36 protein-coding genes are annotated in these 25,555 nt (G+C 61.7%); 29 read left to right on the top strand and 7 right to left on the bottom strand.

What is annotated here, in order from left to right; all coding sequences use genetic code 11:
- Window positions 1–74: 74 nt before the first annotated feature.
- The 4 genes from ACZ1JW_RS01810 to ACZ1JW_RS01795 all read right to left on the bottom strand — a co-directional run bounded on the left by ACZ1JW_RS01810 (window position 75) and on the right by ACZ1JW_RS01795 (window position 3,573).
- Window positions 75–449 (bottom strand): Rap1a/Tai family immunity protein, encoded by a 375-nt coding sequence (locus ACZ1JW_RS01810; RefSeq protein WP_465125154.1) that lies wholly within the window; start codon window positions 447–449, stop codon window positions 75–77.
- Between the two features lie 378 nt (window positions 450–827).
- A complete protein-coding gene (locus ACZ1JW_RS01805) occupies window positions 828–1,130 on the bottom strand; it encodes a GIY-YIG nuclease family protein (RefSeq protein WP_465141735.1) in 303 nt (100 codons plus the stop codon).
- Between the two features lie 185 nt (window positions 1,131–1,315).
- A complete protein-coding gene (locus ACZ1JW_RS01800) occupies window positions 1,316–1,942 on the bottom strand; it encodes a response regulator (protein ID WP_465125156.1) in 627 nt (208 codons plus the stop codon).
- Window positions 1,939–3,573: a sensor histidine kinase gene (locus ACZ1JW_RS01795; protein WP_465141734.1), complete on the bottom strand. Its 1,635-nt coding sequence runs from the start codon at window positions 3,571–3,573 to the stop codon at window positions 1,939–1,941. The genes ACZ1JW_RS01800 and ACZ1JW_RS01795 overlap by 4 nt, the downstream gene beginning before the upstream one ends.
- Before the next feature lie 247 nt (window positions 3,574–3,820).
- Here ACZ1JW_RS01795 and ACZ1JW_RS01790 point away from each other — a divergent pair, with 247 nt between their 5' ends.
- The 4 genes from ACZ1JW_RS01790 (at window position 3,821) to ACZ1JW_RS01775 (ending at window position 6,010) form a co-directional block, all read left to right on the top strand.
- Window positions 3,821–4,396 (top strand): helix-turn-helix transcriptional regulator, encoded by a 576-nt coding sequence (locus tag ACZ1JW_RS01790; RefSeq protein WP_465141733.1) that lies wholly within the window; start codon window positions 3,821–3,823, stop codon window positions 4,394–4,396.
- 112 nt (window positions 4,397–4,508) lie between these two features.
- Window positions 4,509–4,910 carry a hypothetical protein gene (locus ACZ1JW_RS01785; protein ID WP_465125159.1) on the top strand — a complete coding sequence of 134 codons (402 nt, stop codon included), beginning with the start codon at window positions 4,509–4,511 and terminating at the stop codon, window positions 4,908–4,910.
- Window positions 4,911–4,958: 48 nt separating this feature from the next.
- Complete coding sequence (locus ACZ1JW_RS01780) at window positions 4,959–5,417, top strand: hypothetical protein (protein ID WP_465141732.1); 459 nt, start codon at window positions 4,959–4,961, stop codon at window positions 5,415–5,417.
- A 65-nt stretch (window positions 5,418–5,482) separates the two neighbouring features.
- A complete protein-coding gene (locus ACZ1JW_RS01775) occupies window positions 5,483–6,010 on the top strand; it encodes a MarR family transcriptional regulator (protein ID WP_465125161.1) in 528 nt (175 codons plus the stop codon).
- Window positions 6,011–6,062: 52 nt separating this feature from the next.
- Here the strand turns inward: ACZ1JW_RS01775 and ACZ1JW_RS01770 are convergent, their stop codons facing one another.
- The 3 genes from ACZ1JW_RS01770 to ACZ1JW_RS01760 form a co-directional block, all read right to left on the bottom strand.
- Entirely contained in the window at window positions 6,063–6,719 is a 657-nt protein-coding gene (locus ACZ1JW_RS01770) for a hypothetical protein (protein ID WP_465141731.1), read from the bottom strand.
- 428 nt (window positions 6,720–7,147) lie between these two features.
- Window positions 7,148–9,586: a tetratricopeptide repeat protein gene (locus ACZ1JW_RS01765; RefSeq protein ID WP_465141730.1), complete on the bottom strand. Its 2,439-nt coding sequence runs from the start codon at window positions 9,584–9,586 to the stop codon at window positions 7,148–7,150.
- Window positions 9,587–10,585 (bottom strand): hypothetical protein, encoded by a 999-nt coding sequence (locus ACZ1JW_RS01760; RefSeq protein ID WP_465141729.1) that lies wholly within the window; start codon window positions 10,583–10,585, stop codon window positions 9,587–9,589.
- Between the two features lie 297 nt (window positions 10,586–10,882).
- On the opposite strand from ACZ1JW_RS01760, the gene rpsL reads away from it, so the two are divergent.
- From rpsL to rplO, 25 genes are all read left to right on the top strand, one after another.
- Window positions 10,883–11,254, top strand: a complete 372-nt coding sequence (gene rpsL / locus ACZ1JW_RS01755) for a 30S ribosomal protein S12 (RefSeq protein WP_011444902.1) — start codon at window positions 10,883–10,885, stop codon at window positions 11,252–11,254.
- A gap of 142 nt (window positions 11,255–11,396) precedes the next feature.
- Complete coding sequence (gene rpsG / locus ACZ1JW_RS01750; protein ID WP_039334380.1) at window positions 11,397–11,867, top strand: 30S ribosomal protein S7; 471 nt, start codon at window positions 11,397–11,399, stop codon at window positions 11,865–11,867.
- A 96-nt stretch (window positions 11,868–11,963) separates the two neighbouring features.
- Window positions 11,964–14,036 carry an elongation factor G gene (gene fusA, locus ACZ1JW_RS01745; protein WP_465125165.1) on the top strand — a complete coding sequence of 691 codons (2,073 nt, stop codon included), beginning with the start codon at window positions 11,964–11,966 and terminating at the stop codon, window positions 14,034–14,036.
- Between the two features lie 91 nt (window positions 14,037–14,127).
- Entirely contained in the window at window positions 14,128–15,318 is a 1,191-nt protein-coding gene (gene tuf / locus ACZ1JW_RS01740) for an elongation factor Tu (protein ID WP_144902039.1), read from the top strand.
- A gap of 171 nt (window positions 15,319–15,489) precedes the next feature.
- Window positions 15,490–15,801 carry a 30S ribosomal protein S10 gene (gene rpsJ / locus ACZ1JW_RS01735; protein WP_039334374.1) on the top strand — a complete coding sequence of 104 codons (312 nt, stop codon included), beginning with the start codon at window positions 15,490–15,492 and terminating at the stop codon, window positions 15,799–15,801.
- A gap of 313 nt (window positions 15,802–16,114) precedes the next feature.
- On the top strand, window positions 16,115–16,873 hold the full coding sequence (rplC, locus tag ACZ1JW_RS01730; RefSeq protein WP_465141728.1) for a 50S ribosomal protein L3: 759 nt from the start codon (window positions 16,115–16,117) through the stop codon (window positions 16,871–16,873).
- Window positions 16,874–16,876: 3 nt separating this feature from the next.
- The gene (rplD, locus tag ACZ1JW_RS01725; RefSeq protein ID WP_465125167.1) at window positions 16,877–17,500 is read left to right on the top strand and encodes a 50S ribosomal protein L4; all 624 of its coding nucleotides are present in this window, start codon (window positions 16,877–16,879) and stop codon (window positions 17,498–17,500) included.
- Window positions 17,493–17,795: a 50S ribosomal protein L23 gene (locus ACZ1JW_RS01720; protein WP_039334368.1), complete on the top strand. Its 303-nt coding sequence runs from the start codon at window positions 17,493–17,495 to the stop codon at window positions 17,793–17,795. Before rplD ends, ACZ1JW_RS01720 begins: the two co-directional genes overlap by 8 nt.
- 9 nt (window positions 17,796–17,804) lie before the next feature.
- Window positions 17,805–18,641 carry a 50S ribosomal protein L2 gene (gene rplB, locus ACZ1JW_RS01715; protein ID WP_144902033.1) on the top strand — a complete coding sequence of 279 codons (837 nt, stop codon included), beginning with the start codon at window positions 17,805–17,807 and terminating at the stop codon, window positions 18,639–18,641.
- 6 nt (window positions 18,642–18,647) lie between these two features.
- Complete coding sequence (rpsS, locus tag ACZ1JW_RS01710) at window positions 18,648–18,926, top strand: 30S ribosomal protein S19 (RefSeq protein ID WP_144902031.1); 279 nt, start codon at window positions 18,648–18,650, stop codon at window positions 18,924–18,926.
- The gene (rplV, locus tag ACZ1JW_RS01705) at window positions 18,926–19,303 is read left to right on the top strand and encodes a 50S ribosomal protein L22 (protein WP_144902029.1); all 378 of its coding nucleotides are present in this window, start codon (window positions 18,926–18,928) and stop codon (window positions 19,301–19,303) included. Before rpsS ends, rplV begins: the two co-directional genes overlap by 1 nt.
- A 2-nt stretch (window positions 19,304–19,305) precedes the next feature.
- Entirely contained in the window at window positions 19,306–20,001 is a 696-nt protein-coding gene (gene rpsC / locus ACZ1JW_RS01700; RefSeq protein ID WP_144902027.1) for a 30S ribosomal protein S3, read from the top strand.
- A 22-nt stretch (window positions 20,002–20,023) separates the two neighbouring features.
- Window positions 20,024–20,458 (top strand): 50S ribosomal protein L16, encoded by a 435-nt coding sequence (gene rplP, locus ACZ1JW_RS01695; protein ID WP_144902025.1) that lies wholly within the window; start codon window positions 20,024–20,026, stop codon window positions 20,456–20,458.
- Window positions 20,459–20,469: 11 nt separating this feature from the next.
- Window positions 20,470–20,676, top strand: a complete 207-nt coding sequence (rpmC, locus tag ACZ1JW_RS01690; protein ID WP_039334358.1) for a 50S ribosomal protein L29 — start codon at window positions 20,470–20,472, stop codon at window positions 20,674–20,676.
- Between the two features lie 10 nt (window positions 20,677–20,686).
- A complete protein-coding gene (rpsQ, locus tag ACZ1JW_RS01685) occupies window positions 20,687–20,956 on the top strand; it encodes a 30S ribosomal protein S17 (protein ID WP_144902021.1) in 270 nt (89 codons plus the stop codon).
- A 114-nt stretch (window positions 20,957–21,070) separates the two neighbouring features.
- Window positions 21,071–21,439, top strand: a complete 369-nt coding sequence (gene rplN, locus ACZ1JW_RS01680) for a 50S ribosomal protein L14 (RefSeq protein ID WP_084278971.1) — start codon at window positions 21,071–21,073, stop codon at window positions 21,437–21,439.
- Entirely contained in the window at window positions 21,439–21,756 is a 318-nt protein-coding gene (gene rplX / locus ACZ1JW_RS01675) for a 50S ribosomal protein L24 (RefSeq protein ID WP_144902019.1), read from the top strand. The genes rplN and rplX overlap by 1 nt, the downstream gene beginning before the upstream one ends.
- A complete protein-coding gene (rplE, locus tag ACZ1JW_RS01670; protein WP_465141727.1) occupies window positions 21,749–22,330 on the top strand; it encodes a 50S ribosomal protein L5 in 582 nt (193 codons plus the stop codon). Before rplX ends, rplE begins: the two co-directional genes overlap by 8 nt.
- 29 nt (window positions 22,331–22,359) lie before the next feature.
- A complete protein-coding gene (gene rpsN, locus ACZ1JW_RS01665; RefSeq protein ID WP_144902015.1) occupies window positions 22,360–22,665 on the top strand; it encodes a 30S ribosomal protein S14 in 306 nt (101 codons plus the stop codon).
- Between the two features lie 10 nt (window positions 22,666–22,675).
- Entirely contained in the window at window positions 22,676–23,071 is a 396-nt protein-coding gene (gene rpsH, locus ACZ1JW_RS01660; RefSeq protein ID WP_039334346.1) for a 30S ribosomal protein S8, read from the top strand.
- Window positions 23,071–23,604, top strand: coding sequence for a 50S ribosomal protein L6 (gene rplF, locus ACZ1JW_RS01655; protein WP_465141726.1), 534 nt, complete (start codon window positions 23,071–23,073; stop codon window positions 23,602–23,604). The genes rpsH and rplF overlap by 1 nt, the downstream gene beginning before the upstream one ends.
- The gene (gene rplR / locus ACZ1JW_RS01650; RefSeq protein WP_144902011.1) at window positions 23,604–23,954 is read left to right on the top strand and encodes a 50S ribosomal protein L18; all 351 of its coding nucleotides are present in this window, start codon (window positions 23,604–23,606) and stop codon (window positions 23,952–23,954) included. Before rplF ends, rplR begins: the two co-directional genes overlap by 1 nt.
- A gap of 2 nt (window positions 23,955–23,956) precedes the next feature.
- Entirely contained in the window at window positions 23,957–24,667 is a 711-nt protein-coding gene (gene rpsE, locus ACZ1JW_RS01645) for a 30S ribosomal protein S5 (RefSeq protein ID WP_465125170.1), read from the top strand.
- A 6-nt stretch (window positions 24,668–24,673) separates the two neighbouring features.
- Window positions 24,674–24,850 carry a 50S ribosomal protein L30 gene (gene rpmD, locus ACZ1JW_RS01640; protein ID WP_144902007.1) on the top strand — a complete coding sequence of 59 codons (177 nt, stop codon included), beginning with the start codon at window positions 24,674–24,676 and terminating at the stop codon, window positions 24,848–24,850.
- Between the two features lie 171 nt (window positions 24,851–25,021).
- On the top strand, window positions 25,022–25,537 hold the full coding sequence (gene rplO / locus ACZ1JW_RS01635; RefSeq protein ID WP_465141725.1) for a 50S ribosomal protein L15: 516 nt from the start codon (window positions 25,022–25,024) through the stop codon (window positions 25,535–25,537).
- Window positions 25,538–25,555: the final 18 nt, after the last annotated feature.

The raw sequence follows: 25,555 nt of genomic DNA, 5'->3' as shown, positions 1-25,555 counted from the left end.
TCAACTCCTCCCCATTTTCACGAAGTGCAAATGGGGAGGTGGCAGCCGCGCCAGCGGCTGACGGAGGGGAAAAACTAACGCCCCCGCCGCTTGCGCACCTTGACCGGAGCCTTGCGCTTCGGCGGAGCATCCACCTTGGGCTGGATATCCGGCCATGCATCCGCCACCGCAGCCTTCACCACCATCCGCCCCTCAAGGCTCCGCGCCTCGGGATGATCGGCCAGGTACTTCGCCACCACGCTGCGCACTTCCCCCGCGCTCACGGTCTCGGGCACCTTTGGCGCCCGCTCCAGCGCCCGAAATCCGTCGAGCACGCCGATCACGTAGGAAAGACACATCGCCCGGTCGACTGGAACGCTGGTCGAACAGGTATCCTGCAACTGCTCCCCGCTCATCCACTCGGCGCGGGCAGGCGAGGCCAGCAGGCCAAGGGCAAGAAGGACGGGCAAACAACGTAGCAAGGTCGAGGCAACTCCACAGCGGTCGCTCACCTAACCCGCACAGCCCGGTTTTGATCCGGTGAGCTTCCCTCAAACCACCATTTCAAATCCTCCCCTTTTTTACGAAGTGCAAAAGGGGAGGTGGCAGCTGCGCGAGCGGTTGACGGAGGGGCCAAAACCCCATCCCCTCCGTCATTCGCTGCCGCGAATGCCACCTCCCCATTTGTGCTGCGCAAAAACAGGGAGGATCATTGGCGGTTATCGATAGAGTCGTTTCGAAAGCTGCCCGCAAGGACAGGACGCCATTGTGGACGCTGGCACCATTTCCCACACAGCCCCGCCGTCACCCCGGGCTTGACCCGGGGTCCCGCTTTCTCTTCGCGCAAGCTATCCAAGGATCGCGTCGTAAAGATCCAGCCAGTCAGGATTGCCGCGCTCGATCAGGTCGAACTTGAACGCTCTGCGCCAGCGCTTCACGCGCTTCTCGTGCGCTATGCAGTCCTCGATCCGATCACCGCGTTCTGCCCAGACCAGCCGCTTCAAACCATAGCGGGCACAGAAGTCCGATCCCCGGTCCTCGCGATGTTGGTGGATGCGCGCCGCAAGGTGCGCAGTCACGCCAACGTACATCGCGCCTCGGTAGCGATCGGCCATGATGTAGACCCAACCGCCGAGCCTTTCCCTATCCATGGCGCAAGGAGAAAGAAAGCGGGACCCCGGGTCAAGCCCGGGGTGACGGTAATGGCGCGGTTATGGTGGCGATTCTTGCTACCACCCACCCCACCCCAGACATCCACAACCCCAACCCCAAAACCTCACCGTCGCCCCGGGCTCGACCCGGGGCCCCGCTTCTTTTCGGGCCTCAGGAAACCCCCTCAGGCGTCCTGATCGTTCACCGCCAGCAGTGCCAGTTCGGTGCGGTTGTCGATGCCCAGCTTCTGGTACATCGTGTGGAGATAGACCTTCACCGTGCCTTCGCCGATCCCCAGTTCCGAACCGATGTCGCGATTGCGCAGGCCGCGGGCAACCAGTCCGGCAATCTTTCGCTCACGCGGGTTGAGCTTGGCGAGAGGGCCTTGCGTGTCGGGCCGCAGCGAAAGATCGATGGCGCGCTGCAGGAAGGTCGGCTCGATCGCCTTCTGGCCGGCGTGAACCTTCTCCAGCACTTCGACGAGACCATCTTCCGCCCCGTCCTTGGACACGATGCCCTCGACCCCTGCCCGCATCACCGAAAGCAGCTGGCGGTCATTGATCTCTGCAGTCAGCAGGACCACCGGGCGTTTGTCACCCCGTTCGCGCAGGGCTTCAAGTGCCTGTACCCCGTTCATGCCCGGCATGTTGATGTCCAGCAGCACGATTGCCGGATCATGGGTCTTGACCGCGTCGAGCGTTTCCTCGCCGCTCGCCGTGGCGGCTACCACTGCAAAACGCGTTCCCCGCAAGACGGCTTCGACACCGGCGCGGATGAAGCCGTGATCGTCTGCAACGAGAATGGGGATCATGCGAATTCTCCGGATCTGAGCGCTATTTCAAGACGGGCACCGCCGCCGCTGCTGTGTAATTCGAAACTGCCGCCGAGAGCCTCCACCCGCTCGGTGATCGAGCGCGGCCTCGGTGCGGTATCGATCGGCGGAAAACCCATGCCATCATCGGCGATGCTCAGCCGGATCTGCCCGCCTTCGTCATCCACGCGGACGGTGACCTTGCGGCACTTGCCGTGTTTGGCGGCGTTTGCAACCGCTTCGCGCACCAGCTGTCTTATCTCGTGGGAAAGCTGCACGGAAACGGGCAGCGCACGGTCGGGCAGGACCAGGGCGGTTTCGATATGCCAGTGCGCACCGGCTTCGGTGAGCAGGTCTTGCAGTTCCTCAGCGATGTCGGTTCGCCGGTCGCTCTCCTGGCCTCGACGCAGGCGTTCGATCAGCAGGCGCAACTGGCCCTGTTCGCGGCGCAGGGCGTTCTTGATCGAATCTATTTCGCCTTCGGGATCGTTGCCTTCGCGAATCCAGCGGCGTAGCGCTTCCAGCCTGAACAGGGTTCCGGCAAGAAACTGCGCGACGCTGTCGTGCAAATCACGGGCGACGGCGTGCCGCACGCCGGTTTCGGCGGCATTGCGGGCCAGCCGGGCCATTTCCTCACGGTCGAGCGCGCGGCCCAGTTCATCCGCGATTGCCCCCATCAGGCCGATGTCGTCGAAGCTCAGCGCGTCGGTGTCCCAGGCCACCAGATGGCCTGAGCCCGTCACGCTCTGCACGGAAACCATGATACCGCTGTCGGCGCCAAGAGTGCGCGCGAGGCGCGATTGCAGCTTGTCTTCGGCCCGTATGATGGTCGGGTCCTGCGCCAGATGGGTCAATATGCGCCCGCGCTGTAAATCGAACAGCGCTGCGCTGCGCGGTGCCAGCAATTCCTCGGCGAATTCCTCGGGCGAAAGCTGGCCCCTCGTCAGGGTCGATCCGTCGAGGCGGCGCAGTTCGATCCAGGGCTCCTCGCTGCTGGCAAAGGCAAAGGCCACATGTGTGGCGCCGAACGAACGTGCGACAAGCGCCAGCGCCTCATCGAACACGATATCGCGGCGCTCTCCGGGGATGCCCGAAGGTTCCGGCAGGGTAATCGTGCGCCCGCTGCCGCGTGACATGCTCAGCCAGATCAGCATCGATGACAGCAGGATCATGTAGATCGTCCTGCGGACGAACCGGAACAGGTCGATGTCGACGCCGAGCTTGTAGAGCGTGATGCCGAAGATCAGGTTGGTGCCCAGCAGCACGATCGCGGTGAGCACGGTTGCGCGCCAGTTCCAGCGAACCATCGCGGCAACCAGCAGGAACGCGGCAAAAGCCAGGAACGGGCTCTGGAACTCGGTGAAGCGGCTTTCGGTGAAATAGACCGCTGCAAGAAACATCGCGATGTCGAGGCCTTGGGCGAGGCTCGCCAGACGGAAGTCGAACCACCAGCTCCGCCAGGCCACGACCATCAGTGCGGCCGTCCACAGGGTGTAGATGCTCAGCAGTGCATAGCCGTAGGTTGCACCGCGTGCAGGAACCGAGGGATCTAGCCAGAGGGCGAGCAGAAATGCGAGCGCCAGAATGGCACGTCCCATTGCCACGACCCGCCCAGTGTTGCGTCTCGCCATGCGATTTCCCGTCATCCGACCGATTCGGTCCCCGGATGGCTTGTGCACCAGCTTGCGACCCATGAACAGCAAGTCCCATCTACACAGATGATACGATGCGGAATTAGACCGACGTTAACCAATATCTGAGGATTTGGTAACGCTTTATGAAAGACGAGTTGGAAATTTCGCCGCTTTCGGGCAAGATCGGGACAGGGGCCGTTTACCCTTTTTGTGGGGCGCGGATTGATCGGGACACGGCGAACATATGATCGTGACAGGGGAAGTATTCGATAACCCGCTGGTCGAGCTTACTGCCAAGCAGCGCGAAGTTCTCGACCTGCTGATCGAGCACAAGACCTCGAAGGAGATTTCCCGCCTTCTGGGCATCTCGCCGCACACGGTCGACCAGCGCATCATGCTCGCCCGCGCCAAGCTCGGCGTCGCCACTCGGGGGGAAGTCGCGCAGGCCTATCGGCGCCTGATGGCGACATACGAACAACCCGTATATGAAGATTCCCATATAGGTTTCCCCCCGCTTCCCGTCGCATCACCGGTCCGGGATGACGTGGATGTCGGAACGTCTGCGGCAGGGTTCGGATTTCCGGTGCACGATGCACCAGGGATCGAGAGCAGGGACCATGCCGCACTTGCCGGGGAGCCTTCTCCTTCTGGCAAGGTGGACGCAACCGCCTATCACCACGTTCTCCCGGAGATGTTCGACGGGCCGAACGGCACCTTTCTGCGGCTGGGTTACATTGGCGGCATAACGGTGTTCCTGATCCTGATCGTGCTGGGAGGGCTGAGCATGTTCGTGCAGCTGTCCACCATGCTCGATCACTGATCGCACTCTGCCCGGCCACGCATCTCCGTCCATGAACCGGATGGTCGGCGCGGGGGCGCCGCCATCCTCGAGAAAGGGGTCTGCCGTTCCAAAGACGGCGGGATGGGGTGTAATGATGAAAGCTACCGACAACACTGTTACCGTGAACTTCGGGACCGAAGCCGCCGCGCGTTCCAACGACAACGCCGTCGCCGTCCACGGCATGCGCATCACGCGGGACCTTCACCAGGCCGAAGCCGCGCTCGACGAGGCGCTGATCCGCCAGGCCAACCTGCTTGCCACCATGGTCCGCGCCCGGCGCGAGACCGCCGCAGGCCCGTTCACCGGCCATGACGCCCTGCTCCGCCTCGCCGCCAGCCAGAAAGCCGTGCTCGATGCCAGCGGCGAACTCGCCCGCGTCCACGGCAAGCTGCTCGACGTTGGCCGCGAGATGGGCTCGTTCATCGACGATTGCCCGCCTGCTGGCTCGCTCGGTGACGCAGGTCGCCCGGTCGCACTGGCCGATGCCGCGTAAGGCGCCCGACAAGCCGAGGCGCCGGCCGCCCGGGGGAGGGCGCAGGCGATGGTGCTGATATGGCTCTACCGTGCCGCCATCGTCGCCACCCTCGCCTTTGCCTTGCGCAAGGGCGAGGAGCCCGAGCGGCTCGTCTCGGGCATCATCATCGCCACCGCCACGGCTGACGCGATCAACCACGCCATGTTCGGAGACCCGGCGTTCTTCGCGCTCAACCCCGGCCACCTGGTGATCGACGGCTGGGCCCTGCTCGGCATGCTGTGGGTCGCGCTGAGGGCCAACCGCGGCTGGCCGCTCTGGGCCTGCTCGGCGCAGATCATCGTCGTCCTCGCGCACACGTCCAAGCTGATCGACCTCTCGCTCGTCCGCTACGGCTACTTCGCGATGACGCAGCTGCCCGTCGCCATCCAGACCGCGGCGCTCTTCGCAGGGACCCGCGCCCACCTCAGGCGCAAGCGGCACATCGGCCCGTACCACGCCTGGCGTCCTGCCCTGCAACCCGCCTGATCGGGCACTGCCCCGGCGTCATCACGCCACCAGGCGACATATCTCCTCCAGTTCAGGAGCCCCATATGACTGTCCGTTCCACGCGCGCCACCGCCACCGCCACGCCGCCGTCCACCGGCCGCCGCAACGGCCTGCGCCTCGTCGTCCCCGCCACGATCCGCCCCGCGCTCGACGAGGCGACGATCCAGCGCCACACCGCCTTGGCGCGCGAGCTCTACGCCAGCCGCCGCCGCCGCCACCGCTACCTCCCCGCCGAGCTGTTCGGCGAGCCGACCTGGGACATCCTGCTCGATCTCTACGTCGCCGCGCGCGAAGGCCGCCGCGTGCCGACCACCAGCGCCTGCATCGGCGCCCACGTACCGCCGACCACGGCGCTGCGCTGGCTGCGCATCCTCGAGGCGCGCGGCATGGTCGAGCGCGAGGACGATGGCCGCGATGGCCGCCGCACCTTCGTCTGCCTCAGCACCACCGGCCTTGCCGCGATGGACGCCACGCTCGCCACCTTGTGCAAGCGCGCCCTCGCCATCGCCGAGGAACTGGCCGACCCGGTCCCGGAACCCGCCGCCGACGAGGACGCCGCCGAGCCTGCCTGACAAAACCGACACCCCCGGGCCGGCCACACCGGCCGGCCCCGAGCGAACGGAGTCAGCAGAGCCCGCCCGCTTCCCCTGGCGCCCCCTCCGCTGGCTCCGTTTCCGCCTCTTCAAAACCCCGCTCTCCCTGAGCCTGTCGAAGGGCCTCATCCTCCCGCAGCGCCAGCACCCGCTCCCGCATCTCCAGCAACCGCCCGTGCAGGGACCGCCGCACTGCCTCGGCCTCCACCACATCCGCCGCCGCCCGCTCGCGCTCCCACTGCACTTTCAGCGCGTCATAGACCGGATGCCCCGGCCGCAGGTCGCCCACCCGCACCGCGCCATACTTCTCTGGCCGCCGCGCGCGCAGCAGGAACATCAGCAGCCCGGTATTGTGATGCGTCCACGTCGCCACGACCTTCCCGCGCGAGACCACCGGCCGCTCCTCCCCCGCAATCGCCCGCTCCAGCGCGCAATCCTCGAGCCGCGAATACCCCCGCTCCACCGCCGCATCCCACGCCCGCGCAAAGTCCTCCGCGCCCACCCGATGCCGCAACTTGTACAACGCCTCCACCGAAGCCCCGATGCTCAGCGCCGCCTGACTCACGATCCCCGTAGCCGCCAGCGTAGCAATAAACCGCCGCTGCTTGTCCGGCGTGATCGAATTGCGCCGAGGCGCCACATGCACAAACGGCACAAACTCGAGCGCCGACTCCTCCACCACATCCACCCGCCGAACCCGAGAAGTCCGCTTTTCCTCCCCGCCTGTCCCGGCGCAGGCCGGGAGGGGAGGGGGACCACCGAAGGTGGTGGAGGGGCACCCGCCGTTCAGCGATTCACTCCGCTCATCCTGAGCCTGTCGAAGGAAGGTGGTGGAGGGGCACCCGCCGTTCAGCGATTCACTCCGCTCATCCTGAGCCTGTCGAAGGAAGGTGGTGGAGGGGCATCCGCCGTCAAGCGATTCACCCCGCTCATCCTGAGCTCGTCGAAGGACCATCCCGCCTCACCCCACCGCTCATCCTGAGCCTGTCGAAGGGCGCAATTAACCCATACGGTTAAATGTAGGAAAGCGAAAACTTGCAAAGGGTCAGAAGGAAAGGAAAAACACGAGGGTCAAAACCCTCGCGCACCCGCGACTTAGCCTTCTCAAAAATCGACCTATGCTGCCTCAAGTAAAAGGACATCTCTCTCGCGAGCAGAAACCCAGTTAAGATCCCGGCGTGCCTGAAAGTCAATGACATTATAGTTAGAAGCTATTTCATCTCTCAGTTCGTGATAAGGCTCAGGCAGATATGACTTCAGTAGATGCTGATATAGCTTCAGAGCAGGACCTTTGTCTTGGGAACTCGCCATTGCATGGAAACGAAAGAGCTCCGTCACGTCACCGAGGCACTCACTCGAAGTTTTAATTGCAGCATCGGTGTGACCCTTTTGTAACTGCAGCTTAGACAATGCCGCACGAAGAAATCGCCGCTCTCTTGGAAACACGCAATTTTCGATTCCCCAATTGAAGCGCTTCGCTGCATACTCTGAAAATCCTGTGGCAACATCAAGCATGCCCTTTAGCGTGAAGTTCCTCCACTCATCTTCACTCTTCGGGTCATTTGTGGTTAGCAGGGCTAAGGCATCATTATATCTTTGATTATGTATATAAATGCTGGCCAAGCCATTTTTTATGAAGAGACTGTAAGGATTTTTTTCTAAAGACCTTTCGTAAATTAACCGAGACTCTGTCATGTTTCCTAGGCGGCGGAGCATGTCGGCACGCCTAAGTTGAATCCAATCATTCGAAGGAAAGTCTCGCGCTGCTTCGTCGTAAAGTGCCAGTGCCTTTGCGTAGTTACCTTTAGCTTTCTCGATACGAGCAAGGCCAGCACGTATCCCGACCACATGCTTGTTGTTACTGAGGGCTGACGTCAGCACTTCAGAGGCTTCGTCAAATTCACGTGCGTCAATCAGTGCATCCGACAGGATCCACAGACTGTCTGCCGACAGAGGTGTCATTCGGCAAAAATCTCTTGCAAGCTGGATTGCTTCAGTAATTCGACCTGACTCCCGAAGTACGCCTACTAATCCGCCAACTGAATGCGAGTTAAAGGGATATTTGGTTATTATGTCCCTATACTCTTCCTCAGCCCCTTTGAAGTTACCAGCGCGTCGATACAAGGAGGCAATACCATTCCGAGGAACGACATTGTCATCGTCCAGGTTGCACGCCGTAATGTAACCTTCCAAAGCTTCTTCGTATCTGGTTAGGTCGACCAAGGTGGCGGCTCTGCCTGCGTGCAAAGCTGCCTCATATGGGTATTGCGCTAAAGCGTCATCGTACGTTGACAAAGCCTCAGGCAGCTTTTCCATATCTCTCAGGCATTCGGCTATGCCCGCTAGGTTGTAAAAGCCACGCGGAAACTGTTCTTGCGCCTCGCGATAAGCCTGTAGGGCTTCTGGAAAATGCCCTTGGTAACGCAAAATTCGAGCGCGACCAGTCGCAGCAAAATTGCCTTGTCCGAATGTCTGGGCGAGGTCTAGGCTCTGTTGAGCCTCGATATATCGGCCAACGCGCATGAGCAGATCTGCGAATTGCGCATGAGCTAGGGCATCGTCAGGTTTGGCCTCTACGGCCTGCTGTCCCCATTCAAGCGCAAGTTCTATTACGTCTAGTTGCTTTGCCTTTTGGCTGATACTGGACAAAGACTTTGCGAGATGCTCTGGGTCGCTTGATCGCCGTTGTTCGGTCACCAGGTCTCTCGCGAAGCGACGCGCGGTATCGAAGTCCGCTGACCTTATGCGATCTACGATCGCAAGCTGCTGTTGAAGAGCGCGTTCGTACGCTTTTCTTCGGTCTGTTTCCGACAATACATCCCTGTAATCTCGTTTTTCCTCATCCTCTCGCACAAGTGTGTAATTTTCACGTGTCCGAGAGAAAGAGCTAGTCCACTGCTTGATAACTTCTCTATTGTTGTCGAGATCTCGTAGGTCTGAATATAACTGGAAAAGTGCGGTATCTATTTTGTCGGCAGCAGCAGCTAGCACGAGGGCACGAAAACTTCCTTTATCTATCGCAGCCTCAAGAAAATTCATTCTAGCGAGAGTGGATTCGAAAAATCGGTCATCTATACTGTCGAATGCGAATCGAACTTGAGAAATTAAGGGCTGAAGGCGAAGGAAGCGCTCAAAAAATGCCGTCGAGAGCGGTGAATCCCCAATTGCGTTTTTTATCGCTTGGGCATCGATGGCTGCGGGAAGTGGGGCGGAAAAAAGCTGATACTCCGCGAGAATCCCCACATCAGGGTCGAAAATTAGTTCGTCTAGCGCCTCAGCAACATCCACAAGTTCGCCGGAATCCTCGCTGGGATCCAAAAGGATTGCAAATAGCCTCACCGCCCGGTCGGCAGACCAAGCTAACTCTGCCCTATGACGTGCTTCATTTTCGTTTTTTGCAACGAATGCATTCACATCGTTGCAGCCTGCAAAATAGTAAGCGAGCTCCCGCGACCCCGCATGAAACCGTTGGCCGGTGTCAACGCGTTCAATGGTGAAGCCTGTGGCAGTTTGAATCGCTAGGAGTCCTGCTTGGCCAGATGTCAGAACCTGCACTTAGTCCTCTTCCACAATTGCGCCGAGCGCATGCAGCGACTTTTTCACGCGACTCCAGATAACCTTGTCCGCGCGCTTCGTTGGCGGAATGGCCACCACGCGCTCGATAGCCCGCGGATGCATAGCGCCATATATATGGACTTCAATAAAGTCACTATCTGAAGATTTCACCCCTTGCTCGACCAACACACTTGGAAACGCGTCGGCCGTCATTCCGGGCGCGATCCTAGGGTGAAGTTTTGCCATAGCGAGTTCGCCTCGCCTGGGCCACGACGCTCGATGGCCTGGGGGAACACTACCTGTGGGTGGCACGGGGTACTTTTCAAGGAAGGAAAAGGGATTTTCTTCAAACACGCTGGTCCTTGCGGCTATCATCTGCTCTCGAAGGGTTACGGAGTAATCGCCATACCAACTTACTCCACGACCATTGAGCGATAAGGCCGCGCAATGGATAGACTCGTGCACGCCATGCAGGTTTATGGTTCCGTCGATCCGTGCGCGATTGGAATCGTAAACGTTGTCTTCAGCTAAGCGGGATCCTGCGCGAACGGCTTTGTAATAGGTCGCCAGGGCGACATTCTGTTGGGAAACAAGGCTGTCGAGTGCGCTAAGGTTGCGCACCATCACAGCTTGCGAAGCAGAGGCCGAAGTGCCGAAGTTCTCCAACTCGTCCTTGCACCCCCGAGCTTCAGCCGCGATTTGCGCGACTCTGATACGCTCGCGCAGGGCTTCAATTTCCTCTTGCCGATTGGCAGCTCTCACATTCGGAAAACCAACGTCCCTTCCGCATCCAATACAATCGCGCGCGTCGTAAGGGATTTCCGTCTCGCAGACTTCGCAAGTCGGCGCCGTAAGTTTAATTGGCATAACACTTATCCCTCTCGGCGCTTTAAAAGGCATGTAATCAGGCAATGCCATTGCGTTCATGAAAATACTTATTTTATCTAACTGCTTCAAGGCGTTTTCATGTTCAAATCGATCATGCAGAGCAGTGATCAACACTCTCAACACCCTTGACCCCACCCCCAAACCCGCCTAAGGGCGCGTCCTTCCACAGGTGCGGCCTCGCCGTGTCCGTGGCTTGAGCTGAACATTGCCGGTGCGTCTGGGGCTCCCAGGTAATCCGTCAAAGTAACCCGGTGACGAAAGTTGCGGGTGGAGCGTTTCGGTTCGTGATTGCGTTTGGGGGAGTGGCCCAAGGGCTTAGGCTCGGCCAACCTTTCCGGTTTGCGCATTTGCGGAATCCGCATCCTTCACCTTCTGCCGAAGCGCCAGAACTACAGGTGAAGTTTTCACATGCCCACAATCAATCAGCTGGTCCGCAAGGGCCGCGAACCGCAGAAGGCCAAGTCCAAGGTCCCTGCGATGGAGCAGAACCCGCAGAAGCGCGGCGTCTGCACCCGCGTCTACACGACCACCCCGAAGAAGCCGAACTCGGCTCTCCGCAAGGTCGCCAAGATCCGCCTGACCAACAGCCGCGAAGTCATTTCGTACATTCCGGGTGAAGGCCACAACCTGCAGGAGCACTCGGTCGTGCTCATCCGCGGCGGCCGCGTTCGCGACCTTCCCGGCGTTCGCTACCACGTCCTGCGCGGCGTGCTCGATACGCAGGGCGTCAAGGACCGCAAGCAGTCCCGCTCGAAGTACGGCGCCAAGCGTCCGAAGTAAGGTTTAGCGAGGCCCGGCTGCGGCCCGCTCCCCCTCCCGGCTACCTTTGCGAAGGTAGCATCTGGGTGGCCGGGAGGGGGAGCGGGCCGGAGCCGCAAGGTGGACCCGGATGGGGCCACCGCACTCCGAAGGAGTATAGAGTATGTCACGTCGTCGTCGTCCGGAAAAGCGGGTCATCCTGCCCGACCCGAAGTTCGGTGATCAGGTTCTGTCGAAGTTCATGAACAACCTCATGCTCGATGGCAAGAAGTCGGTTGCCGAAAGCATCGTCTATGGCGCTCTCGAAACCATGCAGACGCGTGCGAAGGCGGACCCGGTCCAGCTGTTCCACGATGCGCTGAACAACGTCCGTCCGCAGATCGAAGTGCGCTCGCGCCGCGTCGGTGGTGCGACCTATCAGGTCCCGGTCGAGGTTCGCCCCGAGCGTGCCCAGGCGCTCGCCATCCGCTGGCTGATCACGGCTGCGCGCAACCGTTCGGAAACGACGATGGCCGCGCGCCTCTCGGCCGAGCTGCTCGATGCTGCCAACAACCGTGGCAACGCCGTCAAGAAGCGTGAAGACACCCACCGCATGGCCGACGCCAACCGCGCGTTCAGCCACTACCGCTGGTAATCACTGGCGGTATTTGCGGCCGTCTTTAAACGGTCACAATGGTAACCATATGGGCGGGACCTGTCCGGTCCCCCCATACTCCCAAGGAATAGCACCATGGCACGCAGCCATCCGCTCGAGCGCTATCGCAATTTCGGCATCATGGCGCACATCGACGCCGGCAAGACGACGACGACCGAGCGCATCCTCTACTACACCGGCAAGTCCTACAAAATCGGCGAAGTCCATGACGGCGCCGCCACGATGGACTGGATGGAGCAGGAGCAGGAGCGCGGCATCACGATCACGTCGGCCGCCACGACCTGCTTCTGGAACGACCACCGCCTGAACATCATCGACACCCCCGGCCACGTCGACTTCACCATCGAAGTCGAGCGTAGCTTGCGCGTGTTGGACGGCGCTGTCGCCGCCTTCGACGGCGTCGCCGGCGTCGAACCCCAGTCGGAAACCGTCTGGCGCCAGGCCGACAAGTACAACGTCCCCCGCATGTGCTTCATCAACAAGCTCGACCGCACCGGCGCGAACTTCAAGTACTGCGTGCAGACGATCATCGACCGCCTCGGCGCGAAGCCGGCGGTGCTGTATCTGCCGATCGGTGCCGAGAGCGATTTCAAGGGCCTCGTCGACCTCGTCGAACAGCGTGCGATCATCTGGAAGGATGAATCGCTCGGCGCCGAGTTCTTCTACGAAGAGATCCCGGCCGACATGGCTGACGAAGCCGCCGAGTATCGCAACAACCTCATCGAACTCGCCGTCGAGCAGGACGACGAGGCGATGGAAGCGTATCTTGAAGGCAACGAGCCTGACGTGGCGACGCTGAAGGCGCTTATCCGCAAGGGTACGCTCGGCCAGGCCTTCGTGCCGGTGCTGTGCGGTTCGGCGTTCAAGAACAAGGGCGTCCAGTGCCTGCTCGACGCAGTGGTGGACTACCTGCCTTCGCCGATCGACATCGAAGACGTGCAGGGTATCAACCCCGACACGGACGAGCCGGACAGCCGTCCGACCGCTGACGATGCACCGTTCTCGGCGCTGGCGTTCAAGATCATGAACGACCCGTTCGTCGGCTCGCTGACCTTCACCCGCATCTACTCGGGCACGCTGACCAAGGGCACGTACCTGAACTCGGTGAAGGACAAGAAGGAGAAGGTCGGCCGCATGCTGCTGATGCACTCCAACAACCGTGAAGACATCGATGCAGCCTATGCCGGCGACATCGTTGCCATCGCGGGTCTGAAGGAGACGACCACGGGCGACACCCTGTGCTCGGAAAAGCACCCGATCATCCTCGAGCGCATGGAATTCCCCGAGCCGGTCATCGAACTGTCGGTGGAACCCAAGACCAAGGCCGACCAGGAGAAGATGGGCATCGCGCTCAACCGTCTCTCGGCCGAGGACCCTTCGTTCCGCGTTTCGACCGACCACGAATCGGGCCAGACGATCATCAAGGGCATGGGCGAACTTCACCTCGAAATCCTTGTCGACCGCATGAAGCGCGAGTTCAAGGTCGAGGCGAACGTCGGTGCGCCGCAGGTGGCCTACCGCGAATACCTCGCCAAGCCGATCGATCTTGACCACACCCACAAGAAGCAGTCGGGCGGCACCGGCCAGTTCGGCCGCGTCAAGGTCAAGGTCACGCCGGGCGAGCGTGGTTCGGGCTTCGTCTTCAAGGACGAAATCAAGGGCGGTAACATTCCGAAGGAATACATCCCCGCGATCGAAAAGGGCTTCCGCGAAACCGCGCTGACGGGCTCGCTGATCGGCTTCCCGATCATCGACTTCGAAGTCCTGCTTTATGACGGTGCGTACCACGACGTCGACTCGTCGGCCCTGGCCTTCGAAATCTGCGCCCGCGGTGCCATGCGCGAAGCCGCCCAGAAGGCCGGCATCAAGCTGCTCGAGCCGATCATGAAGGTCGAAGTGATCACGCCGGACGAATATCTCGGCGACGTGATCGGCGACATCAACTCCCGTCGTGGCCAGATCCAGGGCACCGACAGCCGCGGCAATGCCCAGGCCGTCGTGGCAATGGTGCCTCTGGCAAACATGTTCGGCTACGTGAACCAGCTCCGCTCGTTCACCCAGGGCCGTGCAAACTACTCGATGTTCTTCGACCACTACGACGAGGTCCCGGCGAACGTCGCGACCGAGCTCAAGGCGAAGCTTGCATAAGAGCACGGATAGCATTAGGGGCGGCGCTCGATTCAGCGGGTGCCGTCCATTTCCCGCAGTATCTGCACACATTGAAAAGAAGGTTTGAACAATGGCCAAGGCTAAGTTTGAGCGGACCAAGCCGCACTGCAACATCGGCACCATCGGTCACGTCGACCACGGCAAGACCACGCTGACCGCCGCAATCACCAAGGTTCTCGCAGAGACCGGTGGCGCGACGTTCACGGACTACGCGAACATCGACAAGGCTCCCGAAGAGCGCGAGCGCGGCATCACCATCTCGACCGCACACGTCGAGTACGAAACCGCCAACCGTCACTACGCGCACGTCGACTGCCCGGGTCACGCTGACTACGTGAAGAACATGATCACCGGTGCTGCCCAGATGGACGGCGCGATCCTGGTCGTGAACGCTGCTGACGGCCCGATGCCGCAGACCCGCGAACACATCCTGCTCGCCCGCCAGGTCGGCGTGCCTGCTCTGGTCGTGTACATGAACAAGGTCGACCAGGTTGACGACGAGGAAATCCTCGAGCTCGTCGAACTCGAAGTTCGCGAACTGCTGTCGTCGTACGACTTCCCGGGCGACGATATTCCGATCGTCAAGGGTTCGGCTCTGGCCGCTCTCGAAGGCCGTGACGACAACATCGGTCGCGACTCGATCAACGCGCTGATGGAAGCGGTCGACAGCTACATCCCGCAGCCGCCGCGTCCGACCGACAAGCCGTTCCTGATGCCGGTCGAAGACGTGTTCTCGATCTCGGGTCGTGGCACCGTGGTGACCGGCCGTATCGAAACCGGTATCGTCAAGGTTGGCGAAGAAGTCGAAATCGTGGGTCTGAAGGACACCATGAAGACGACCGTGACCGGCGTCGAAATGTTCCGCAAGCTGCTCGATCAGGGTGAAGCCGGCGACAACGTCGGCGCGCTGATCCGTGGCATCAAGCGTGAAGAAGTCGAGCGTGGCCAGGTTCTCTGCAAGCCCGGTTCGGTCAAGCCGCACACCGAGTTCTCGGCTGAGGTCTACGTGCTGTCGAAGGACGAAGGTGGCCGTCACACGCCGTTCTTCGCCAACTACCGCCCGCAGTTCTACTTCCGCACCACCGACGTGACCGGCGAAGTGATCCTTCCCGAGGGCACCGAGATGGTCATGCCGGGCGACAACGTCACTCTGGCTGTCAAGCTGATCGCTCCGATCGCGATGGATCCGGGTCTGCGCTTCGCAATTCGCGAAGGCGGCCGTACCGTCGGTTCGGGGGTTGTCAGCACGATCACGAAGTAATATAGGCCGCGCACCGGCGGGGAGATTCGCTCTTCCCGCCGGTCGGTTTTTTACTGACTGATCGCTTTTAGGCAGTCGGCCCGCTCTCCCCGAGCTTCAGGAAATGGGGTGGGGTAGAGGGCAGGTTGACTGACCTTTTTTGTTTTTGCTCTTTCGCATCGGTAAACGGACATGGACGCCCAGAATATCCGCATTCGCCTCAAGGCCTTTGATCATCGTGTGCTCGACCAGGCCACTGGAGAAATTGCAGATACCGCCCGCCGCACCGGCGCGCTGATCCGGGGTCCCATTCCGCTCCCGACGCGCATCGAGAAGTTCACCGTGAACCGCGGTCCGCACATCGACAAGAAGTCGCGTGAGCAGTTCGAGGTCCGTACCTACAAGCGCCTTCTCGACATCGTGCAGCCCAATGCGGCCACTGTCGACGCGCTGATGAAGCTGGACCTCGCGGCCGGCGTGAACGTCGAGATCAAGCTGGCCTGAGGCCGCTGATCGAGCGGCCTGCGAAAGCAGTCGCCAGCTCCGGTCGGGTCGTCCGCAACGACCCAGAATTTCTGGTCGGACTTGTTCGGCCAAGCCTTCATTTCGGTGAAGGGCCAGAGTTTCCGGGGTAACAAAAGCCTCGTTGACAATGGGATACCTCCGGCGCCGCCCTTACGGGCACAGCCGGGCAAGCGTCCCCCGATTGCTTCTGCCAAGGCAGGGGCACTCAGCCCGGTCGGGGGCGCGCTTCACATACGGGCTGAACACGCATGTCGGGATGGGCCCGGCATGCCTCTGTTATGGAGTATGGATCATGCGCACCGGCGTGATCGCGAAGAAGGTGGGGATGACCCGCCTTTTCCAGGAAGATGGTCGGCACGTGCCGGTCACTGTCCTGTCGCTAGAAAATTGCCAGGTGGTTTCGGTTCGCACTGAAGACCGTGACGGTTACGTCGCGGTTCAGCTCGGTGCTGGCCAAGCCAAGCAGAAGAACGTTGCCAAGCCGCAGCGCGAGCATTTTGCCAAGGCAGAAGTTCCGCTGAAGATGGAAGTCGCCGAGTTCCGCGTTGCAGAAGACGCGCTGCTCGATGTCGGCTCGACCATCGCCGCTTCGCACTTCGTCCCCGGCCAGTATGTCGACATCACCGGCAACACCCAGGGCAAGGGCTTCCAGGGCGCTATGAAGCGCTGGGGCTTCGGCGGTATGCGCGCCACCCACGGTGTCTCGATCTCGCACCGTGCTCACGGTTCGACGGGTAACCGCCAGGATCCGGGTCGCGTTTTCAAGAACAAGAAGATGGCCGGCCACATGGGCGACCGTCAGCGCACGCAGCAGAACCTCGAAGTCGTCCGCACCGACGACGAGCGTGGCCTGATCTTCGTGAAGGGCTCGGTGCCCGGTTCGAAGAACGCATGGCTCCTCGTGCGCGACGCCGTGAAGGTCTCGCGTCACGCTGAAGCGCCCTATCCCGCCGGCCTCAAGCAGGCCGCCAACAGCAATGACTCGGCAGCTGCCGACACCCCGGCGGAAACCGTCGCGGCTGTCGAAGCCACCGAAGGTCAGGAGGGCTAAGTCGTGAAGGTTCAGATCCTCAATCTCGACGGCACTGCCGGCAAGGGCGAAGTCGAACTGTCGGAAGCCGTGTTCGGCGTCGAGCCCCGCGCAGACATCCTGCACCGCGTTGTCACCTGGCAGCTCGAAAAGCGTCGCGGCACTGCCCGCAAGGCGCGCGAGCGTTCGGACGTTGCCCGCACCGGCAAGAAGTTCGGCAATCAGAAGGGCGGCGGTACGGCTCGTCACGGCGATCGCGCAGCTCCGATCTTCATCGGCGGCGGCAAGGCCCATGGTCCTCGCGTTCGTGACTTCAACCCTTCGCTGAACAAGAAGGTTCGTGCGCTCGGTCTGAAGATGGCGCTGTCTTCCAAGGCCAAGGCTGGTCTGGTGATTGTCGACAACCTCGACATCGAAGCCAAGACCAAGGCTCTGGTTGCAGAACTCGGCAAGGCCAACTGGGGCCGCAAGGTTCTGGTGATCGACGGCGATGCGGTGAACGACAACTTCGCCAAGGCTGCCCGCAACATCGTCGGCGTCAACGTGCTGCCCGCGATCGGTGCGAACGTCTACGACATCCTGAAGCATGACACGCTGGTGCTGACGCGCTCTGCTGTCGAAAAGCTGGAGGCGCGTTTCAATGGCTAACGCAATCGACACGCGTCACTATGACGTGATCGTGGCTCCCCACATCACCGAAAAGGCAACGCTGCTGAGCGAAAACAACGCCGTGGTCTTCAAGGTTGCCGAAAAGGCGACCAAGCCGGAGATCAAGGCAGCGGTCGAAGCCCTGTTCAACGTCAAGGTCACCAAGGTGAACACCCTGACGCAGAAGGGCAAGACCAAGCGCTGGAAGGGCAAGCCCTACAAGCGCTCCGACGTCAAGAAGGCTGTCGTGACCCTGGCCGCAGGCCAGTCGATCGACGTCACCAGCGGGATCTGAGGCTAGACCATGGCACTCAAGAGCTACAATCCGACCAGCCCCGCCCGGCGCGGCCTGATCCTCGTCGACAAGTCGTCGCTGTGGAAGGGCAAGCCGGTCAAGGCGCTGACCGAAGGCAAGTCGAAGACCGGCGGCCGCAACAACAAGGGCCATGTCACTTCGCGCGGCATCGCCGGTGGTCACAAGCAGAAGTACCGCTTCATCGACTTCAAGCGTCGCAAGTGGGACATGCCGGCTACCGTCGAGCGTCTGGAGTATGACCCCAACCGCACCGCGTTCATCGCTCTCATCAAGTATGAGGACGGCGAGCAGACCTACATCATCGCTCCGCAGCGTCTGGCTGTCGGCGATGTGGTCGTCGCTGGCGAGAAGACCGACGTGAAGCCGGGCAATGCCATGCTTCTGTCGCAGATGCCGATCGGCACCATCATTCACAACGTGGAGATGAAGCCGGGCAAGGGCGGGCAGATCGCACGTTCGGCAGGCACCTATGTCCAGCTCGTCGGTCGTGACCGCGGTATGGTCATCGTTCGCCTGAACTCGGGCGAGCAGCGCTACCTGCGCGGTGACTGCATGGGCACCGTCGGTGCCGTGTCGAACCCGGACAACGCGAACACGAACCTTGCAAAGGCCGGTCGCAACCGCTGGCTCGGCAAGCGTCCGCTGACTCGCGGTGTTGCCAAGAACCCGGTCGACCACCCGCACGGTGGTGGTGAAGGCCGTACTTCGGGTGGCCGTCATCCTGTGACTCCGTGGGGCAAGCCGACCAAGGGCGCCCGCACCCGTCACAACAAGTCGACGGACAAGATGATCATTCGTTCGCGCCACGCGAAGAAGAAGAGGTAAGACCACATGGCACGTTCCGTCTGGAAGGGCCCCTTCGTCGAGCTGCACCTCCTGAAGAAGGCAGAAGCCGCTCAGGATGCAGGCAGCCGCGCTGGCCCGATCAAGACCTGGTCGCGTCGTTCGACCATTATTCCGCAGTTCGTTGGCCTGACGTTCAACGTCTACAACGGGCACAAGTTCATCCCCGTCTCCGTCTCGGAAGAGATGGTCGGCCACAAGCTTGGTGAATTTGCGCCCACGCGCACGTTCCCGGGTCACGCCGCTGACAAGAAGGGCAAGCGCTGATGAGCAAGCCTAAGGCACCCCGTCGCGTTGGCGACAAGGAAGCGCTGTCGGTCGGCACGCAGATCCGTGGTTCGGCGCAGAAGCTGAACCTCGTGGCTGCGCTGATCCGCGGTCGCAAGGCCGAAGAGGCCATGAACATCCTGGCCTTCTCCAAGAAGGGCATGGCGGTTGACGCTCGCAAGGTTCTCGCTTCGGCGATCGCCAACGCGGAAAACAACCACAACCTCGACGTCGACGCTCTGGTCGTGGCGGAAGCCTCGGTCGGCAAGTCGATCACGATGAAGCGCTTCCACACCCGTGGTCGCGGCAAGTCGACCCGCATCCTGAAGCCGTTCAGCCGGCTCCGGATCGTGGTCCGCGAAGTTGAGGAGGCCTGATCATGGGTCATAAATCGAACCCCATCGGTCTGCGCCTGCAGATCAACCGCACCTGGGACAGCCGCTGGTACGCGGAAGGTCGCAACTATGCGCAGATGCTCAAGGAAGACCTTGAGATCCGCAAGTTCATCGTCACGAGCCTGCCGCAGGCGGCGATCTCGAAGGTGGTGATCGAGCGTCCTGCCAAGCTGTGCCGCGTGTCGATCTATGCCGCCCGTCCGGGCGTCATCATCGGCAAGAAGGGCGCTGATATCGAGAAGCTTCGTTCGAAGCTTGCCGCGATGACCAGCAGCGACGTGAAGCTGAACATCGTCGAAATCCGCAAGCCGGAAATCGACAGCAAGCTCGTTGCCCAGGGCATCGCCGACCAGCTGGTCCGCCGCGTTGCCTTCCGTCGTGCGATGAAGCGCGCCGTGCAGTCCGCTCTGCGTCTTGGAGCCGAAGGCATCAAGATCACCTGCGGTGGCCGTCTCGGTGGTGCGGAAATCGCCCGCGTCGAATGGTATCGCGAAGGTCGCGTTCCGCTGCACACGCTGCGCGCGAACATTGACTATGCCGAAGCCGAGGCGCTGACCGCTTATGGCATCATCGGCATCAAGACCTGGATCTTCAAGGGTGAGATCCTCGGTCACGATCCGATGGCCCAGGACCGACTGATGATGGAAGCTCAGACTTCCGGCGTCCGTCCGGCTCGTTGATCCTCGAGGTTAGAGAAGCACCATGCTGCAACCGAAGAAGACCAAGTTCCGCAAGACCTTCAAGGGCCGCATCCACGGCCTTGCGAAGGGTGGCACGGACCTGAACTTCGGCTCCTACGGCCTCAAGGCCCTGGAACCGGAACGCGTCACCGCCCGCCAGATCGAAGCGGCCCGCCGCGCGATCACGCGCCACATCCGCCGTCAGGGCCGTCTGTGGATCCGCGTGTTCCCCGACGTGCCGGTTTCGAAGAAGCCCGCCGAAGTCCGCCAGGGCAAGGGCAAGGGTTCGATCGAATACTGGGCAGCCCGCGTGAAGCCGGGCCGCATCCTGTTCGAACTGGACGGCGTCCCCGGCCCGCTCGCGGCCGAGGCTTTCAGCCGCGCCGCGATGAAGCTGCCGATCAAGACGAAGGTCGTTGCCCGCCTGGGTGACACTTCGCACCTTGGCGGCGAGTGATTGGGAGTCGAATGATGGCCAAGATCGAAGACCTTCGCGCCAAGAGCGACGACCAGCTGAACGCTGAACTCGCCGAGCTGAAGCGCGAGCAGTTCAACCTGCGTTTCCAGGGCGCGACGAACCAGCTTGAGCGCCCCGCGCGCATCAAGGAAGTCCGTCGCGACATCGCGCGCATCAAGACGCTGCAGACTGAGCGTTCTCAGTCGGCCCAGGCGTAAGGAAGCTACTATGCCCAAGCGTATTCTGGTCGGAACCATCGTTTCCGACAAGACCGACAAGACCGTGGTCGTGAAGGTCGAGCGCAAGGTGAAGCACCCGCTCTACGGGAAGATCATCCGCCGCTCGAAGAAGTATCACGCCCATGACGAGGCGAATGCCTTCAAGACCGGCGAGACCGTGCGCATCGAAGAGACCGCGCCGATCTCGAAGCTGAAGACGTGGAAGGTCATCGACCGCGTCACGGCCGGCAAGGGCACCGCGATCGAAGCGGACGTCTGATAGTCGTCAGTCAAGTTAGGGGTTGCTTCGCGGCACCAGTCGTGTAGCGGCCCCGGCTACTGTTTTGGAACTGCCGGACTGGTTCTGGCAAGCCAGTGAGAAGGAACCGGATCAATGATCCAGATGCAATCCAATCTCGACGTGGCGGACAACAGCGGCGCAAAGCGCGTCCAGTGCATCAAGGTGCTGGGTGGCTCTAAGCGTCGGTTCGCAAGCGTCGGCGACATCATCGTGGTGTCGGTCAAGGAAGCGCAGCCGCGTGCCCGCGTCAAGAAGGGCGACGTGCACCGTGCGGTTATCGTGCGCACCAAGAAGGATGTCCGCCGTGCAGACGGTTCGGTCATCCGTTTTGACGGCAACGCTGCCGTGCTCGTCGGCAAGAACGAAGAGCCCATTGGCACGCGTATCTTCGGACCCGTCGTTCGCGAACTGCGCGGCAAGGGCTTCATGAAGATCATCTCGCTCGCGCCGGAGGTGCTGTAATGGCTGCCGCGAAGATCAAGAAGGGCGATACCGTCGTCGTTCGTTCGGGCAAGGACAAGGGCCGTACCGGCACCGTTCTTCAGGTCCTTCCGAAGGATGAGAAGGTCGTCGTGCAGGGCGTGAACATCGCTGCCCGTCACCGCAAGCCGAGCCAGCAGAACCCGCAGGGTGGCATCGATCGCTTCGAAGCGCCGATGCACATCTCGAAGGTTTCGGTTGCCGACAAGGATGGCAAGCCCACCCGCGTCCGCTTTGAAACCAAGGACGGCAAGAAGGTCCGCGTGGCCGTGAAGTCCGGGGAGACGATCGATGGCTGACAAGTATACGCCGCGTCTGCGGTCGAAGTATGACGCCGAGATCGCTGCCGCGATGCAGGCCAAGTTCGGCTACAAGAACGCGATGGAAATCCCGCGCATCGAAAAGATCACGCTCAACATGGGCGTGGGCGAAGCGAGCCAGGACAAGAAGAAGGTCACGACCGCAGCTGCCGAAATGGAGCGCATCGCCGGCCAGAAGCCCGTCATCACCAAGGCGAAGAAGTCGATCGCGCAGTTCAAGCTGCGTGAAGGCATGCCGATCGGTTGCAAGGTTACCCTGCGCCGCGAACGCATGTACGAATTCCTCGACCGCCTCATCACCATCGCAATGCCCCGCATCCGCGACTTTCGTGGTCTGAACCCGAAGTCGTTCGACGGTCGCGGCAACTACGCGATGGGTCTGAAGGAGCAGATCATCTTCCCGGAGATCAGCTACGACCAGATCGAGAAGGTGCGTGGCATGGACATCATCGTCACCACGACCGCGAAGACGGACGACGAAGCGCGCGAGCTGCTCCGCCTGTTCGGTTTCCCGTTCCCGCAGGAAGCTGCTGAAGAGCAGCAGGCCGCGTGATCCAGAATTGAAGAAGAGAGCTTAAGTCCATGGCGAAACTGAGTTCCATCAACAAGAACGAGAAGCGCAAGAAGCTCGTTCAGAAGTTTGCGGCGAAGTATGCTGCGCTCAAGGCTACGGCTGACGACCAGTCGCTCGACGAAACCGAGCGCCTGATTGCCCGCCTCAAGATGGCCGAGCTTCCGCGCAACGCGAACCCGACCCGGGTGCGCAACCGCTGCGCAACGACCGGCCGCCCGCGTGGCTACTATCGCAAGTTCGGCCTGTGCCGCATCGAGCTGCGGGACAAGGGCAACAAGGGCCTTATCCCCGGCCTGACCAAGTCGAGCTGGTAAGGATCATCCGATGGCTATGACCGACCCCTTGGGTGATATGCTCACCCGCATCCGCAACGGCCAGCAGGCAAAGAAGGACTCGGTCCTTTCGCCCGCCTCAAAGCTGCGTGCGCACGTGCTCGAAGTCCTTCAGCGTGAAGGCTACATCCGCGGTTTCTCGGAGGACGCCACCGGCGCCCACCCGCAGCTGCGCATCGAGCTCAAGTATTTCGAAGGCCAGCCTGCGATCAAGCATGTTGCCCGTGTCTCCAAGCCTGGCCGCCGCGTCTACTCGGGTTCCAAGGAACTCCCGGTGATCCGCAACGGTCTTGGCATCACCATCGTCTCGACGCCCAAGGGCGTGCTTTCGGATGCCGAAGCACGCGCTGCCAACGTCGGTGGCGAAGTGCTTGCGGAGGTGTTCTGATGAGCCGCATCGGCAAGAAGCCGGTGGCGATCCCCGGTGGCGTCACTGCGAACATCGCAGATGGCGTGCTGACCGTGAAGGGCCCGAAGGGCACCCTGACGCTCACGCTCCGTGACGAGATCAGCTACACCGTCGACGGCGACACGATCCTCGTGAAGCCGGCGAACGACACCAAGGCTGCGCGTGCCTTCTGGGGCATGCAGCGCACCCTCGTCGACAACCTCGTGACTGGCGTTACGCAGGGCTACACCAAGGTTCTTGAAATCACCGGCGTCGGCTATCGTGCCAACGCTCAGGGCAAGAACCTGAAGCTGCAGCTCGGCTACAGCCACGACGTCGATTTCCCGGTGCCGGAAGGCATCGAGATCAAGACCCCTGACAACACCACGGTGGAAATCTCGGGCATCGACAAGCAGAAGGTCGGCCAGGTCGCCGCAGAGATCCGTCGCTGGCGCAAGCCCGAGCCTTACAAGGGCAAGGGCATCAAGTACCGCGGCGAGTTTATCTTCCGCAAGGAAGGGAAGAAGAAGTAATGGCAAAGCTGTCTCTCTTCGCACGCCGCCGCCGTCGCGTCCGCACGGCGCTCAAGGCTCGTTCGGGCGGTCGTCCTCGCCTGTCGGTGCATCGCTCCGGCCGTCACATCTACGTCCAGATCATCGACGACGCAGCGGGCAAGACGCTCGCTGCCGCCTCGACGCTGGTCAAGGGCCAGAAGTCGATCGGCGCGAACGTCGATGCCGCCACCAAGGTTGGTACCGAGATCGCCGAGAAGGCCAAGGCTGCCGGCATCACCACCGTCGTGTTCGATCGCGGCGGGTTCCTGTTCCATGGCCGCGTCAAGGCGCTGGCTGACGCTGCCCGCGCAGGCGGGCTGGAGTTCTGACGATGGCTGACGAAACCAACCTGGAAGTCGCCGCCCCGGTCGAATCGACCGGCGGTGAGCAGCGCGAAGGTCGCGGTCGTGGCCGCGGCCGTGGCGGAAATGATCGTGGTGGCGAACGTGGCGGCCGTGGCCGTCGCGATGACCGTCGCGGTCGTGGCAACAACGACGAGGAAGGTGGCGAGGAGCTGATCGAAAAGCTCGTCCACATCAACCGCGTCTCCAAGACCGTCAAGGGCGGCAAGCGCTTCGGCTTTGCAGCACTCGTCGTGGTCGGCGACGGCAAGGGCCGTGCAGGCTTCGGCAAGGGCAAGGCTCGCGAAGTGCCTGAAGCGATCACCAAGGCCACTGCCGCTGCAAAGCGCGCCATGGTCCGCGTGCCGCTGAAGGAAGGCCGCACCCTGCACCACGACGGCAAGGGCCGTTTCGGTGCCGGCAAGGTCAACGTCCGTTCGGCTCCGGCCGGTACCGGCATCATCGCCGGCGGTCCGATGCGCGCTGTCTTCGAGAGCCTCGGCGTTGCCGACGTGGTGACCAAGTCGGTCGGCACCTCGAACCCCTACAACATGATCCGCGCCACCTTCGACGCGCTGACCGACCAGACTTCGCCGAAGTCGGTTGCCCAGCGTCGTGGCAAGAAGGTTGCTGATCTCCTCGGCCGTGGTGGCGCTTCGCAGGTCGAAGCCGAAGCCGCTGCCGAAGCCATCGCGGAGTAATCGGTCATGGCTACCATCAAGATCAAGCAGATCGGTTCGCCGATCCGTCGCCCTGAAGCCCAGAAGAAGATTCTGGTCGGCCTGGGCCTGGGCAAGATGCACCGCGTTGTCGAGCTGGAAGACACGGCCGAAGTGCGTGGCGCCATTGCCAAGCTTCCCCACATGGTGGCCGTGGTCGACTGACCACTGCTCCCGTTGCGGGTTACAGGGACACCCCGGCCATGTGCCGGGGTTTTCCATTGGGGCTACGGGGCATGGGTTCCGCTGGTCCTGCGAGGGGGTGACAAGCCGGGCCTGATGGTCTAGGCGGCGCCCTTTCCGAAGCGCGTCTCAAAGCGAAAGCGAGTGCAGAACATGAAGCTCAACGAACTCAACGACAACTATGGCGCCCGCAAGGGCCGCATGCGCGTGGGCCGCGGTATCGGCTCGGGCAAGGGCAAGACTGCCGGTCGCGGCCAGAAGGGTGCCAAGGCACGTTCGGGCGTCAGCGTGAACGGCTTCGAAGGCGGCCAGATGCCGCTCCACATGCGCATCCCGAAGCGCGGCTTCAACAACATCTTCGCCAAGGACTTCGCTGAAGTGAACCTCGGCATGATCCAGAAGATGATCGATGCCGGCAAGCTGGACGTTTCCTGCACTGTCGATCACGCAGCGCTGAAGGCCGCTGGTCTGGCCCGTGGCGGCAAGGATGGCGTGCGCCTCCTCGCCAAGGGTGAGCTGACTACCAAGGTCGCGTTTGCGGTGACCGGTGCCTCGAAGGGCGCGATTGCCGCTGTCGAGAAGGCCGGTGGCTCTGTCACGCTTCCCGAAGCGCAGCCCAGCGAGCACGAGAAGAAGACGGCTCGCCGCGAGGCCAACAAGGCCAAGTAAGCACTTTTCCGGTCCCCG

This window comes from Novosphingobium sp. BL-A-28-Hi1-0D (assembly GCF_055521755.1).
This window is presented reverse-complemented; position numbering and strand designations above follow the sequence as displayed.